The sequence below is a fragment of the Aurantimonas marianensis genome (assembly GCF_024195285.1).
Classification (GTDB): Bacteria; Pseudomonadota; Alphaproteobacteria; order Rhizobiales; family Rhizobiaceae; genus Aurantimonas; species Aurantimonas marianensis.
In genome coordinates this window covers 1-14,381 of record NZ_JALHBS010000027.1, presented here as the reverse complement: position 1 = coordinate 14,381, position 14,381 = coordinate 1, and the positions used below count along the sequence as shown (strand labels likewise).

12 protein-coding genes are annotated in these 14,381 nt (G+C 63.7%); 8 read left to right on the top strand and 4 right to left on the bottom strand.

Translation table 11 applies throughout. The features are described 5' to 3' along the window. Window positions 1–951: a Bug family tripartite tricarboxylate transporter substrate binding protein gene (locus tag MJ956_RS04645; RefSeq protein WP_253963312.1), complete on the bottom strand. Its 951-nt coding sequence runs from the start codon at window positions 949–951 to the stop codon at window positions 1–3. A gap of 216 nt (window positions 952–1,167) precedes the next feature. Between MJ956_RS04645 and MJ956_RS04640 the strand changes: the two genes are divergently transcribed. Continuing rightward, window positions 1,168–2,109 (top strand): alpha/beta fold hydrolase, encoded by a 942-nt coding sequence (locus tag MJ956_RS04640; RefSeq protein WP_253963311.1) that lies wholly within the window; start codon window positions 1,168–1,170, stop codon window positions 2,107–2,109. Next, window positions 2,106–3,710 (top strand): rhodanese-like domain-containing protein, encoded by a 1,605-nt coding sequence (locus tag MJ956_RS04635; RefSeq protein WP_253963310.1) that lies wholly within the window; start codon window positions 2,106–2,108, stop codon window positions 3,708–3,710. Before MJ956_RS04640 ends, MJ956_RS04635 begins: the two co-directional genes overlap by 4 nt. On the opposite strand, the gene MJ956_RS04630 is transcribed toward MJ956_RS04635, so the two are convergent. The 3 genes from MJ956_RS04630 to MJ956_RS04620 all read right to left on the bottom strand — a co-directional run bounded on the left by MJ956_RS04630 (window position 3,688) and on the right by MJ956_RS04620 (window position 6,812). Then, complete coding sequence (locus MJ956_RS04630; RefSeq protein ID WP_253963309.1) at window positions 3,688–5,199, bottom strand: tripartite tricarboxylate transporter permease; 1,512 nt, start codon at window positions 5,197–5,199, stop codon at window positions 3,688–3,690. The two genes, MJ956_RS04635 and MJ956_RS04630, sit on opposite strands and share 23 nt — an antisense overlap. A gap of 18 nt (window positions 5,200–5,217) precedes the next feature. Beyond that, complete coding sequence (locus MJ956_RS04625; protein ID WP_253963308.1) at window positions 5,218–5,733, bottom strand: tripartite tricarboxylate transporter TctB family protein; 516 nt, start codon at window positions 5,731–5,733, stop codon at window positions 5,218–5,220. 80 nt (window positions 5,734–5,813) lie between these two features. Beyond that, a complete protein-coding gene (locus MJ956_RS04620) occupies window positions 5,814–6,812 on the bottom strand; it encodes a Bug family tripartite tricarboxylate transporter substrate binding protein (RefSeq protein ID WP_253963307.1) in 999 nt (332 codons plus the stop codon). A 516-nt stretch (window positions 6,813–7,328) separates the two neighbouring features. Between MJ956_RS04620 and MJ956_RS04615 the strand changes: the two genes are divergently transcribed. The 6 genes from MJ956_RS04615 to MJ956_RS04590 all read left to right on the top strand — a co-directional run bounded on the left by MJ956_RS04615 (window position 7,329) and on the right by MJ956_RS04590 (window position 14,170). Further along, window positions 7,329–8,402: an AbrB family transcriptional regulator gene (locus tag MJ956_RS04615; protein ID WP_253963356.1), complete on the top strand. Its 1,074-nt coding sequence runs from the start codon at window positions 7,329–7,331 to the stop codon at window positions 8,400–8,402. Further along, a complete protein-coding gene (locus MJ956_RS04610) occupies window positions 8,386–9,177 on the top strand; it encodes an SDR family NAD(P)-dependent oxidoreductase (protein WP_253963306.1) in 792 nt (263 codons plus the stop codon). The genes MJ956_RS04615 and MJ956_RS04610 overlap by 17 nt, the downstream gene beginning before the upstream one ends. A 62-nt stretch (window positions 9,178–9,239) precedes the next feature. After that, window positions 9,240–10,607: an MmgE/PrpD family protein gene (locus MJ956_RS04605; protein WP_253963305.1), complete on the top strand. Its 1,368-nt coding sequence runs from the start codon at window positions 9,240–9,242 to the stop codon at window positions 10,605–10,607. Between the two features lie 17 nt (window positions 10,608–10,624). Continuing rightward, window positions 10,625–11,713 (top strand): isocitrate/isopropylmalate dehydrogenase family protein, encoded by a 1,089-nt coding sequence (locus MJ956_RS04600; protein WP_253963304.1) that lies wholly within the window; start codon window positions 10,625–10,627, stop codon window positions 11,711–11,713. A 140-nt stretch (window positions 11,714–11,853) separates the two neighbouring features. Continuing rightward, window positions 11,854–12,582, top strand: a complete 729-nt coding sequence (locus MJ956_RS04595) for an FCD domain-containing protein (protein ID WP_253963303.1) — start codon at window positions 11,854–11,856, stop codon at window positions 12,580–12,582. Window positions 12,583–12,703: 121 nt separating this feature from the next. Beyond that, window positions 12,704–14,170, top strand: coding sequence for an MmgE/PrpD family protein (locus MJ956_RS04590; RefSeq protein ID WP_253963302.1), 1,467 nt, complete (start codon window positions 12,704–12,706; stop codon window positions 14,168–14,170). Window positions 14,171–14,381: the final 211 nt, after the last annotated feature.

Here is a 14,381-nt window from a genome sequence, read left to right as displayed (position 1 = left end):
TTACTGGATGACGCCGGATTCCTTCAGGAAGGCCTCCGTCTCATTGGCGAAGGTCTGGATGAATTCGACATAGTCGGCATGGGGAATGTATTCCGGCCGCAGGCTGGCCTTGCTGTAGGCGGCCTTGTACTCAGGGTCCTCCAGAAGCTGCGGGATCGCCTTCTCCCACGCGGCGATCACGTCGTCGGGCAGGCCTTTCGGCCCGGCGAGTCCGCGGAACTTGCGGGCAACGATATCGTAACCCGCCTCGGAGACGGTCTCCACATCCGGATAGCTGTCCAGCCGATTTTCCGTGAAGGTCGCGAGAATACGAACCTGGCCGGCCTCCAACTGCGAGCTGAGTTCCTGCACCTCGCCGACGCCGATGTCGAGCGTGCCGTTGAGAACGTTGATCATCATGTCGCCGCCGCCCTCGTGAGTCACCACGGCGGCATCGACGCCGGCCGCTGTCTTGAGCCGCTCCAGCAACTGCCGCTCGAGCGACGCGGGATTGGCCGCGCCCCAGGTTCCACGACTGTCCTTGGCCTTGGCAATCACGTCGCCGAGGTTTTGAAATTCGCTGTCGGCGGACGTGTAGATAACCTCGGGATCGGAGAAGACGTTCACCAGCGGCTCCAGATCCTTGTAGGTCGCCTCGGGATTGGACAGCAGCGACGTATAGATGAAGGTCGGCGTCGTGGCGTAAAGCACCGATCCATCGGCGGGCGACGCGGCCAAATGCGCCATCGCGTTGGCGCCGGAGCCACCCTTGACGTTGTCGACCACGACATTGGCCCCAAGCGCGGGACCGAGATATTTGGCGAGTTCGCGGAGGAAGACATCACTGCCTCCGCCGACGCTCGAATGGGTGACCAGCGTCACCGTATCAACGGGATAGTCCTGCGCCGACGCATGGCCCACGGTCATGGCAAGGCCCGCAGCGAACACGGCTGCTCTCAAATTCACGATCATCATCATCCTCCCTGTTCGTCGAGCGGAGCAAGTCCAGTCGATCTCCCATCGACACCATTCGCGGGCGGCTCGTTATTGTCAAGTGTCGACAATTGCACCAGCTGCCGTATAGCCTTATCGATAGACTTCAGAGGAAGTTAGTCGCCGGAACTTCTCTTCGTGGCAAGCGGCTTCGGCCTGATACGAGCGATATTGTCGACAATGGAGTTTGTCTGCATGCAAGAGCCCAATCCTCCAGTCGCAAACGCGGAAAGGGACGGCCCGCTCGCTGGCTTTTCCTATATGCGGGTCGCAACGCGGGGCGCCGAGATCAACGTCGCAACCGCGGGCGAAGGTCCGCCGCTCGTCCTCCTGCATGGCAACCCCCTCACCCACTTCAGCTGGCACCGGATAGCCGGGTCGCTCGCGCGTGATTTCACCGTCGTCGCCCTCGATCTGCGCGGGTATGGCGACAGCTCCAAGCCGGACGGAGGCGAAGACCACGCGGCCTACGGCTTCCGCGCCATGGGAGAAGACGTCTTCGAGGTGATGGATGCGCTCGGCCACGAAACGTTCGCCGTCGCCGGCCACGATCGCGGTGCCCGCGTCGGCTTCCGCATGGCGCTCGACCGGCCCGAGCGGATCACGCGGCTCGCGGCGCTCGACATCGTTCCGACCTACAACGTCCTCTCCAAGGTCTCGCTGGGCTGGGGGATGGAGAGCTATCACTGGTTCTTCATGGCGCAGAAGGCGCCCTTCCCCGAAAAGCTGCTGTCGGCCGACCTCGGCTACTACATGGATTACAAACTCAACAAGAAGGGTGTCGGGCTGTCGATCTTCGCGCCGGAAGCCATCGCCGAATACAAGCGCTGTGCGACAGCCGAACAGATCCACGCGGTCTGCGAGGACTATCGCGCCACCATCGGGGTCGATTTTCCGTTGGACACGAGCGAGCACGGCAAACGCAAGATCGCCTGTCCCGTCCTCGTTCTCTGGGGGTCGAACAGCCATTGCGGCCGCCACTTCCGGCCGCTGGAAGCCTGGGGCGAGTGGTGCGACGATCTTCGCGGCCACAGTATCCCGACCGGCCATTACCCGGCCGAGCACCGCCCCGATCTTGTCGAGCCAGCCTTCCGTGCGTTTTTTCAGGGCAATGAGCCGGAGCCCTACGCCGAATGATCCGCACTATTGACCCTCAAGCCGCGAAAGCTCTTGTCCATTCCGGTAAGGAAATGGCCTTTCTCGACATCCGCGAAGCGGGACAGTTCGGCGAGGGGCATCCGCTTTTCGCCGTCCCCTGTCACTATAGCCGTCTCGAGCAGGAAGTGGTCCGTCTGGTGCCGCAGACGGACGTGCCCTTGCTCCTGATTGATGACGGCGATGGCATCGCGAAAACGGCCGCCGACCGGCTTGCCGGTCTCGGCTACGTCGACATCGCGATCGTGGCGGGCGGAGCGCCCGGCTGGCGCAGGGCCGGCTTCACTCTGTTCAAGGGCGTCAATGTGCCCTCCAAGACACTGGGCGAACTGGCCGAGCACCAATGGCGCCCGGACGTCGTTGCACCGGAAAGGCTGGTTGAGTGGACCGACGCGGACGCCGTGTCGCTGTTCGACGCCAGACCTCCGGGCGAGTTCGCAAAAATGCACGTCCCGGGCGCCATCTGCCTCCCGAATGGCGAATTGGCCCATCGTCTGGCGGCGCTTGGCCTGCCCGACGACAAGCCGATCGTCGTCGGCTGCGCCGGACGAACGCGCGGCATCGTCGGCGCAATCGGGTTGAAGTTGATGGGTCACGCCGGACCGGTCTACGCGCTCGAGAACGGCACCCAGGGCTGGGCGCTGGCAGGGTTCGATCTGGAGCGCGGCGTAGCGGCGGAGCCGTTCGTTCCGCTCGACGAGGCATCGCGGACCGCCAGCCGGCAGCTGGCAGCAGGCTTTCTCGACCGGTGGAGCATTCCCGTGGTCTCGTCTGACCAAGTGCGGGACCTCCTCGCTGATCCGGCGCGGACGACGTTCGCCTTCGACGTGCGGTCCGAGGCGGAGGCGGTCGCCGACCCGCTCGCCTTCGCGTCGCACGCGCCGAGCGGCCAGCTCGTCCAGGCGACCGACCAGTATGTCGGCGTCCGGCACGCCAGGCTGCTGCTCTGCGACGATCTCGGCGCCCGCGCCGGGCTCGCCGCGTTCTGGCTGCGCCAGCTCGGCTACGAGCCACTGGTCGCGCTGATCGATTCCGGGCTGCGCGCGGTAGAAAATCGGCACGCGCCAAAACCGTCGCCGGCGTTCGCGCCAACCGCTGTGGACGCCCGCGCAGCGCTCGACACGATCCACTCCGGCACTGCGCGGCTGATCGACCTCCGGGAGTCGCGAGCCTATCGCGAAAGCCACGTCGAGGGCGCCATCTGGGCGATGCGGGCGCGGCTGGAACAGGCGATCGCAGAGGATAGACGACGGATTTTTCTGGTCGCCGACGACGACGCCGTCCTCGCCGGAGCCGCCCGGGATCTCACCGGCTTCGGTCGCGCGGATTCAGCGGTGGTCGGCGGCGGCCACCAGGCCCTCCTAGATGCGGGCGCGCGAGAGGTGGCATCGCCTTCCATCCCCAGCGACGACGAGGCGATCGACTTCCTCCGCTTCGTCCACGATCGACACGACGGCAATCTCGATGCATCCCGCCAATATCTGGCCTGGGAGATGGGCCTCGTCGCGCAACTCGACGAAGCCGAGCGTCGTGAGTTTCGGCTCGCGGACCCCGACCGTGTCAGGAACCGACCTCCGGCGTGACCGCCGCCGTGCGCCGGCGGCGGAACCGCGTCAGCCCCGTTAGCCCGATCGACAGCAGCATCAGCGCCAGAATTATCGCCGCGCCCGGACGCTCAAGGACATAGGCGGGGTCACCGCCACTGATCTGCCACGAGCGCAGGAGGTTTGTCTCCAAAAGCCGGCCGAGCAGCAGACCCACCACCGTCGCAGCGACCGGGTAATCATAGCGCAGCATGACCCAGCCGATGACGGCGAACAAGAACAGGGTGATCGGCCCGGACGACGAACCGGTGAGCGCGTAGCTGCCGAAGACGGAAACGACCAGCACGCTGGGGATCAGAAAGCGTAACGGCACGCGGACGATCGAGCTGGCGAGATAGACGAAGCCGAGACCGACGAAGAGAAGCAGGACTGCCTGGGCGAAGTTCGAGAAGATGATCGCGTACACGATATCCTTGTTCTGGCCGATGAAGCTCGGCCCCCCGACGATGTTGTGCATCGCGAACGCGGCCAGAAGGATCGCCGTGGCGCCGCCGCCCGGGATCCCAAGCGCCAGCATCGTCGCCATCGCGCCACCCTCGGAGCTCGAGTTGGCGGCTTCTGCGGCGATCACGCCTTTGGGGTTGCCCTTGCCGAACGTATCGCCATCCGAGGCATTCCGCTTGGTCTCGGAATAGGAAATCAGGTTCGAGATCGAGGAACCCACGCCGGGCACGGCACCGACGAGGACGCCGATCGTAGCGCCGCGGCCGATGATGGTCGGGTAGCGCAACGCGAGCTTCACGCCGGCGATGATGCGGGCGAAGCTGATCGTGCGAGCGCCCTCGTCCTCGATCAGATAGTGCACGTTGACGAGGTTGAGGAGCTGGCTCGCCGCCAACAGCCCCATCATTGCCGGGATGGTCGGAATGCCGTCGAGTAGCCAGGGAACCCCCATTGTGCCGCGGATGAAGCCGGCGGTGTTCATGCCGATCGTGCCCAGAAGAACGCCGAAAACGCCCGCCAGAAGTCCGCGGGCGATCGAGGTTCCGGCCAGCGATCCAAGCAGCAACATCCCCCAGACGGCGACGACGAACATCTCCAGCGGGCCCATCTTGAGAACCAGCATGGAAACCGGCGCGATCAGGAAGGCGAGCAGGACATAGCTCGACAATGTCCCGATGACCGACGCGGCAAGCGCCACGCCCAGCGCCTCGTTGTGGCGTCCCTGGCGCGCCATCGGATAGCCGTCGAAAGTCGTCGCGACCGCCGAGGATGTGCCGGGAATGTTCATCAGAATGGCCGGCACCGACCCCCCGAAGCCGGCCCCGGTATAGATCGAGGTCAGGAAGATGATCGCCGGCAGAAAATCCATGTAGAGCGTCAAGGGCAGGAAGATCGCCATGGCCATGGTGATCGAGATCCCCGGCATCGCCCCGAAGAACAGGCCGATCAAGAGTCCCGGCAGGAGCCACCCCCACGCCGACCACGACGAGGTCAGGATAACGAATGCCGACTGCAGAGCATCCATCTCAAGCATCGGCCGGCCTCAAAGAATTCGCATTGGGAACGGGTACGGCACGAGGGTGCTGTAGCCGTAGACGACGAACAGCGTGAATGCCGCGCTGAACAGCAGTACCACCCACCACTTGCGTTCACCGCAAAGCACCAGGCCGAAAGCCATGAACAGGAAGGTCGCGACGTCGAAACCGATCGCCTCGAGAAAATAGGTGAAGATGCCCAGTAGTGCCGCCAGAGCGGCCACTTTGATCAGGCCGCGCCGTTGCCCGGCGGCATCCGGATCGATGGCCGGATCGTTCTCCCGCGCTCTAGCATCGGAGGTCATCCGACCATCGTCGAGGGATCGCCGTTTGAAGCACTGGGGCAGAACGCAGGCAATCAATACCAGCGCAATGATCGCCGCCGGCTGAACAAGCAGGAGATTGTTGATTTTTAGCGAAACCGCCCTGGCGTCGAACAGATAGGTGAGGACGACGCCGCCGATAAAAGCCAGAAAGCCGAGATGGCCCCAATCGACGACGCGTCGTGTTGCGCCGTTGCGCATCGCGCGCTCTCCCTGCTTTCAAGTGAAAGAACGGCCGCAACCACCGAAGCGGCTGCGGCCCGATTATGTCGCAGGGCCTCTTAGCTGCCCTTCAGCAACTCGACATGCGTCTCCATCACTTCGGCGGTCCGCCGCAGAGCTTCCTGCGATGCCTCGGGACCGAACCACTCCCAGGCGAGTTGCTGGTTCTTCAGCGTCTCAATGACCTTCGGGTCCTTGGATGTTTCCTCGATCGCGTCGACGAGCACCTGATAGCGATCGGGATGGCTTTCGGTCATGCTGGACTGAACCGCCCAGCCCCGCTGCGAACCGGCGACGTGCTCGCTCATCCCCTTCTCGGCCGAGGCCGGTGCGTCCCACGCATCGCGCTTCTCGTCGTCGAAGACCATCAGCGGACGGATTTTTTCCGCGAGCGGCAGGAAACCCTGCCCGCCAACGAGCCCAATATCGACGACGCCTCCGGCGGTCGCGTTGCGGGCCGGGCCACCACCGTCGTAAGTCACGGTGCGCAGACCTTCGCGGTCGATGCCATTGGCGTCCGCGAACAGCATCAGGTTGACGAAGTCGGCCGACGCCGGCTGGACGCCGATGCTGAGGCTGCCCGGATCCGCCTTCAGTTTTTCAATGACGGTTTCGACGGAGTCGAGATCGCTGCCCGCCTCCGTCGCCATCAACGTGTAGTCGCGCGACGGCAGGTTGATCATCTGGAAGTCCGACACCTTGAAGGGTGCGTCCTGGATCAGGATGTTCAGCGGTATGTAGGGCGCTGCCGAGGTGCAAAGGATGCTGTAGCCATCGTCGGGCTGCTGCAGAAAATAGGTGTGTCCGAGCAGCGCGCCCGCGCCGCCACGATTCACGACGACCAGCGGTTGGCCCAGACGCTCCTGCAGGAACGGGGTGAAGGCGCGAGCCAGCCGGTCATTGTAGCCGCCGGTGTCGAATGGCACGACGACGTTGATCGGCTGATCGGGATAGGACGACTGCGCCCTGACGATAGCCGGTGCGGCGAGCGCGGTTGTTGCGATGGCCCCTCCAGCGGCCAGACGCAGCGTATCGCGACGTGTGAATTTGGTGGACATGACTCCTCCCTGAGCGGTCCCAAAAGGTCGACGCCGAATGCCAGCGTCCCTCTATCTTTACGGGGCATCCGAACGAACTGTCAACAATATCCCGATGGGTCGACACATATGGAAATTCCGATAATCCTCTGAATCTGTATTTCTGTTGAAAAGTCCGGCAATAAACGGAGAAACGGGCGGGAATCCGCTCCCGTCTCCATCCTGCAATCTGTTGACAATTTTTGTCAGCGCCTTTCTATGGGATTTCCAAGGACGCCGATTTGCCTATGAGGCGCGAGGTGTCCTGGTTCGCGGCGCAAACGACAGGACGACTGATGTGCATTCATCAGATGACTGGTTTCTTTCTCCGGCAGATTTTAGGATCCTGTCCGGTCTCGGTGCCGGCGCGGCTCATGCAAGCACAAGATGGTCAAACTTTCGGTCCGATACGACTGGATTGAGCCCGCGGTGAATGACCTCGTGAAACTTGACGAACAGCCCAGCAGGGTTTCGTTTCGCAGTCATCCTCGCAAGTGGTTGGGTGCGCCCTGGCGGGCCGGCGGGAGCTGGCTTCGGATACTCGTCACCTATATCCTCGCAGCGGTCGCGGGGTATTTCGCCGTCCTTGTCCACCTACCGTTGCCTTGGATGCTCGGGCCGTTCTTCGTGTGCGGGGCAATCTCGGCGGCAGGCGTACGTCTGGCGTTCGTTCCGATGGGAAGGGAAATCGGCCAGGTGGCGATTGGCATCTCCGTCGGCATGCGGTTCACGCCCGTGATCCTCGCGGCATTGCTTACGCTACTGCCCGCGATGGTACTCGCGACGCTTTATGTGGTCGTCTTCACCATGGTGGCGGCGGTGATCTTCCAGCGCCTCGCGGCGGTCGACACGACCACTGCGTTCTTCGCCACGGCGGCCGGGGGCGTCGCGGATATGGCCGTCGTCGCGCAGGAAAAGGGCGGCAATCCGAACGCGGTCGCCATCGTCCACGCGCTGCGTGTGTCGAGTGTCGTATCCCTCGTTCCGATCCTCGCGGTCATGTTCGGTTCGCAGGGCACTCTCGCAGCGCAAGCGGACGAAATGACCCACAGCCTGCCACTCGTCCTCGCCATGCTCGGCGCGGGCTATCTGGTCGCTCGCGCGCTCAAGCGGACACCGCTTCCCAATCCCTGGCTTGTCGGCCCCATCTTCCTCGGCCTTATCCTCAGCGCGTCCGGTGTCCTCAGCCTCGCGATACCGCCATTACTGATCGTCCTGGCGCAGATCGCCATCGGGACCTGGCTGGGCTGCCAGTTCAAGCGCGAAATTCTCGTGAGGCTTCCGAGGGTCGCGGCGGCGGGATTTGTGGTGTCGCTCTTCATGATCGCGGCCGCGGCGCTGGGCGCGCTGGCGCTGTCCGCGTCAACGGGACTTCCCTACACCACCGGATTCCTGGCTCTGGCGCCGGCGGCGGTGACCGAGATGGTGCTGACCGCGCAATACATGCATCTCGACGCCGAATTGGTTACCGGCTTCCACATCATGCGGATCGCCATCGTCTCCTCGACCATTCTCACGGTTTTCGGATTTTACATGAAATTCACGGGGAGCAAGCATGAACCTCGGCTTTAAAGGCCGCCGCGTCGTGGTGGTCGGCGGCACCTATGGAATTGGTCGTGCGGCCGCGACGCAGATGGCGGCGGAAGGCGCACATGTCCTGATCGCCTCGCGCAGCGCCGACAATCTGGCGGAAGCGGCCAGCGCAATCGAGGCGCGCTCCGGACGGCGCGCCGAAACCGTCGCGGTCGACGTCACCGAACCGGAGGCCGGCGAGATCATCGCCCAGGCCGCCAGCTCACTCTGGCCGGCAGTCGACGTTCTCGTGACCGCGGTCGGCGGCAGCATCCGCTCGCCTTTCGCCGATCTCACCGACGAGGACTGGCTGCAGAACTACAGTTTCAACATCCTCTCCACGGTCCGCGCAATCCGCGCATTGCGTCCACTGATCGCGGCTGGCGACAAACCCGCGATCGTGACGCTCGGCGCCGCCGCCTCGAAGATGCCCTATGCGCACCAAATCGTCTCGAACGTCCACAAGGCAGGGCTTCTCGGCCTAACCAAAACGCTCGCCAGCGAATTCGCAGACATCGGCATTCGCATCAATTGCGTCGCGCCCGGCCGCACCTTGACGCCGCTCTGGACGAAGCGGGCCGACAAGATGGCCACCGAGCGCGGAACCGATCGGGCGACGATCCTGAAAGAATTTTCCGACGAGATTCCGCTCGGCCGCTTTGCGGATCCAGACGAGGTCGCGATCATGGTCACATGGCTCGCCAGCCCCCTCGCCTCCTATGTCACCGGACAAGCCATCAATGTCGACGGCGGCATCGCCAAAGGGCTGCTCTAAAGTCACTCACATCGCCGGACGTCCAAACGCCGCCGGCAAGCATTCTTACGGAGACCGAAGCAATGACCGCACCCAAAGTCACCAGCATCCTGGCCGAATGGATCGTGGCCGTCCAAGATGACGATATTCCCGAGGAGGTACGCCGAGAGGGTGTGCGAACCTTCGTCAATTGGGTCGGCTGCGCCGTCGGAGGCGCCCGGCACGAGACCGTCGACGCCGCGCTGAAGGCGGTCGATGCGTTCTCGGGTCCGCGCACCTCGGGCGTCCTAGGGCGCGAGGAAAGGCTCGACGTCCTCCATGCCGCGCTGGTGAATGGCATCTCCTCGCACGTCCTCGATTATGATGATACCCACCTGAAAACCATCATCCACCCCGCTGGCCCGGTAGCCTCCGCCCTCCTCGCGTTGGCCGAGACGCGGCCGATGGGCGGACGTGAACTGATCACCTCGATGCTCGTGGGCATCGAGGTCGAATGCCGCATCGGCAACTGCGTCTACCCGCAGCATTATGACCGCGGCTGGCATATTACCGGAACGACTGGCGTCTTCGGCGCCGCGGCGGCGGTCGGACATGCCATCGGCCTGAATACGACGCAGATGCAGTGGGCCTTGGGCTTGGCGGCGACACAGTCTTCGGGGCTGCGCGAGATGTTCGGCACGATGACCAAGAGCTTCCATCCGGGCCGGGCAGCGCAAAATGGCGCAATGTCCGCGTTTCTGGCCGAAGCCGGCTTCGACAGTTCGTTGCAGGGGATCGAGGCGCCGCGCGGTTTCGCCAATGTCCTGTCCGACAAGCAGGACTACGGCGAGATTCTCGATGACCTTGGCACCCGGTGGGAGGCCGCGCTCAACAGCTACAAGCCGTTCGCATGCGGCATCGTCATCCACCCGACCATCGACGGCTGCCAGCAGATCCGCGACGAGATCGGCGACAAGGTCGGCGCTATTCGCTCGGTGCAACTGACGACGCATCCCCTCGTGCTGGAGCTGACCGGCAAGACAAGCCCGAAGACCGGGCTCGAGAGCAAGTTCAGCGTCTACCACGCCGCCGCCAGCGCTCTTATTGAGCGTGACGGTTCGCCGACGGCTTTCACCGACGCCTTGGTCAACCGTGCCGACATCATTGCCCTTCGCGACAAGGTGAAGGCCGCTTCGGATCCGAGCATCCACGAGGCGTCCGTTGTCATTGATGTGACCTTCGAGGACGGTTCGACCCTGCGCAAACACATCCAGCGCGCCATCGGTAGCCGCGACGTCCCCCTGACGGACGAGCAGCTCAACGACAAGTTCACGCGTCAGTCGGAACTGGTCGTCGGCGAGGCGAAAACCGGCGAAATCCTCGATGCCGCCTGGCGGATCGAAACCCTGGCCGACGCGGCCGATGTCGCCCGCCGGGCCGCCGTCGGTCCGGTTCGCTCGGCCGCCGAGTAACCGAGGAGTTGTTTGCCATGGGCCAGACCCTCAAGATCGGCATCCTCGAAGGCGACGACATCGGCCACGAAATCGTGCCCGCCGCCGTCGAGGGTGCCCGCGCCGCAGCCGAAGCTGCCGGCCTCCCCATCAACTGGACCGCTGTGCCGATCGGCCGGCGCGCGCTCGACACGTGCGGTCACACCATGCCCGAAGGGACACTGGAAACGCTAGGCGGGCTTGATGGCTGGATCCTCGGCCCGATCGGTCACCGCGACTATCCGAAGGTGCCCGAGGCCATCAATCCGCATCCGATCCTGCGCAAGCACTTCGATCTCTTCGCCAACGTGCGCCCGACCCGCTCCTTTCCCGATATCGGGTGCCTCCGCGACGACATCGACCTCGTCATCGTGCGCGAGAACAACGAGGGGTTTCAGCCGGACCGCAACGTCGTCATGGGGTCGGGCGAGTTCCGCCCCACGGAGGATCTGACGATCTCCGTTCGGGTGATCAGCAAGGAGGGGAGCCGCAAGGTGGCGCGGGCGGCGCTGGAGATCGCCCGATCCCGCAAGAAGCGCCTGACGCTGGTGCACAAGAACACGGTCTTCAAGCTCGGCTGCGGCATGTTCGTCGACAGTTGCTATGAAGTCGCCGAGGAATACCCCGACGTCGCGGTCGACGAGGTCATCGTCGACACCATGGCGATGCGTCTCGTTCGCGATCCGCAGAGTTTCGATGTCGTCGTCACCACCAACATGTTTGGCGATATCTTGACCGACGAGGCGGCGGGTCTGGTCGGCGGTCTCGGCATGGCCCCTGGCCTTTGCATTGGCCGAGGCTCGATCGCGATGGCACAGGCGACCCACGGCTCGGCACCCGACATCGCCGGGAAGGGAATCGCCAACCCCTTCGCCATGATCGAATCGACACGGATGCTGTTGGACTGGCTCGGCCGGCGCCGCGACATTCCGGCCGCCATCGCAGCGGCGGCGTTGATGAAGCAAGGCATCGACCATGCCCTGTCGGCCCCGCCGACCCGCACGCGGGATATCCGGGGCACAGGAACGCAGCGCGAAATGATCGATGCCATAATCGCCACCATCCAGGCAAAAGCGGCCGCCTCGTGAAATTTCACGCAGCGCTTGGACCGAGCCGATACGGCAGAAATTGTCGGCAATTGTCCGCTTAAAGTCGCCGATTCTTTGTGAAGTCGCGTTGATTTCGCGTAGAAGGCGGCGAAGCGAAGACAATCAGGGAAGTTGAAGCCATGTCGGTAACCGAAGATCCAGGCGAGAGCAGCGAACTCGTGACCCTGAAGACGTCGTCCCTGACCAGCGTCGTTGAGAAGGAGATCGAACGCCTGATCCTCGGCGGCAAGTTGCGACCCGGCGAACGGCTTAACGAGTTCCAGCTCGCCAACCGCTTCGGCATGAGCCGTGGACCATTGCGGGAGGCGATGCGAAGCCTCAACGCCAAGGGGCTCGTCGACGTCGTCCGCAATCGGGGTGTATTCGTGCGAGAAATTCCGGTCGACGAGGCGCTGGAAATCTACGATCTGCGCTCCGCGATCTTCGGCCTGGCTGGTCGCTTGCTGGCGGACAAGCTGACCGACGAGATGCTATCGAAGCTGAAAGGCTTCCTGAAAACGATGGACGAGCATGCCGCGAACGGCGACTTCGACGCCTACTACCCGGTCAATCTGGCGTTCCACGCGTTTCTCGTCACCTCGACCGGCAACCGTACGCTGGTGCGCGAGTATCAGAGCTTTGTCGACCGTCTGCATCTTTGCCGCACTCGCACCCTGGTACAGGCAAAGGGGCTTTCGGTCTCGAATTATGAGCATCGCGAGATGGTCGATGCGCTCGCATCCGGCAATTTGAGCCGAGCGCATGAGGCATTTTTCCGTCACGTTCAGCGCGCCAAGCTGCGCTTCCTGTCGACACTGGAAGAGCCGGGCGACGGCGACCGAGCGCCTCAGGACAAAACCGCGACGTGATGGCCGGATCACGTCGCAACCGCGACCCTCAGCTGCGGGCCCGCTATTCCTGAAACGGCCAGGCGACCGATGTCCTCGCGATCGACCGACATCGTGAAAGACTTTGGAGGAGAGTATTCCCATGACGGTCATGGAAGCGATGACGGCGGATGATGACGATCTTACCGGCCTGACGACGGCCTGTGTAAACTTCGTTCAACGATTGCGTTTCGCCGACCTTCCGGATGAGGCCGTGCGTCTGTCCAAGCGTTGCCTGATTGACGGCTGTGGGGTCATGCTCGCTGGCAGCGAGCAGCCGATCATGACGCCGCTGGGGCGATTCATTGCCTCGCAAGGCGGGCCCGGACAAAGTCGGCTGTTAGGCGATGCATCGGTCCGCGTCCCGGCTCCGAGAGCCGCCCTTTGGCACGGCACGGCCGGTCATGCGATGGACTGGGACGACACGCAGCTGGCGGAGGGCCCCGGCCGCCCCTATGGCCTGTTGATGCACCCCACGGTGCCGCCGCTCGCCACGGCGCTCTCCGTCAGCGACCTGGTTCGCGAAGAGACCGGAGAGCCCGTCGATGGACGCCGCTTCCTGACCGCATTCAACGCTGGCTTCGAGGTCGCCTGCAAGATCGCCGAGGCGATCAACCCGGACCATTACATGAAGGGCTTCCACACCTCCGGCACCATCGGCACCTTTGCGGCCGTGGTGACCGCCGGGAAACTCCTCGAACTTGACGCGGTGCGCCTAGCGCAGGCGATCGGCATCGCAGCCTCGATGGCATCGGGCGTGCGGGCTGGCTTCGGAACGATGACCAAGCCGCTGCATGTGGGACGCGCCGCGGAAAATGGTGTTACCGCCGCGCTGCTAGCCCGCGAGGGATTCACCGGCAACGAGGAAGCGCTCGACGGAAAGTGGGGCTATCTGGCGGTCGCCGGCCGCGGCGGCGATGCCTCGCTGGTGCGTGATCGCCTGGGCAAGCCATTCTCGATGGTCGATCCCGGCCTCTCGATCAAACCCTATCCATCCGGCGTCCTGACCCATCCGAGCATGGACGCCATGCTCGTGCTCCTTTCGGAAAACGACATCGCGGCCGAGGACGTGGAAGCGGTGACGCTGCATGCCGGCCAGAACGTCCTGGGGCCGATCCGCTACCGCATCGCCAGGAGCGAGCTCGAGGGGAAGTTCTCCTTCGCGTTCCTGCTATCGGCGATCATTTTGCGGCGCGCGGCCGGCAAGGCCGAATTCACCGACGAATTCGTTCTATCGGCGGAGTGCCAAGCCATGCAGGAAAGGATCGAAACCCGCTTTGATCAGGCGATCGAGGACATGGGCTGGGACCGCATCCGCTCGCGCGTCGAACTCTTCACCAAAGACGGCCGGCGCTTCAATCGTTGGGCGAACGAGGCTTATCGGGGCAGTCCACACAACCCGTTGAGCGACGAAGAGGTTCGCGGCAAGTTTCGCAATTGCGCCGAAGGTCTCCTTGACGAGAATCGCGTCGAACGGTTCTTTGAATGCGTTGAGACGCTCCCCCATTGTGCGGATGCGGGCATCCTGCTCCACACGTTGAGTTGGCAGCTTCGGGACAAGCGACCGTGAAAAAGCTCGTAACATTCGATCTCTATAGCGCATTGTTCGATATCGCCGGGAGCATCGCACCCCGGGTCGCGGCGCGTCTGTCGCTGAGCGAGGCCGACGCGAAGGCGTTCTTTGCCCTGTGGCGCGATCGGCAGTGTCCAGCGACATTCGGAACTGACCCCTCGGCGACATGAGGAACTGACCCCCTATTGGTTTGCGCCTTTCAGGCGTT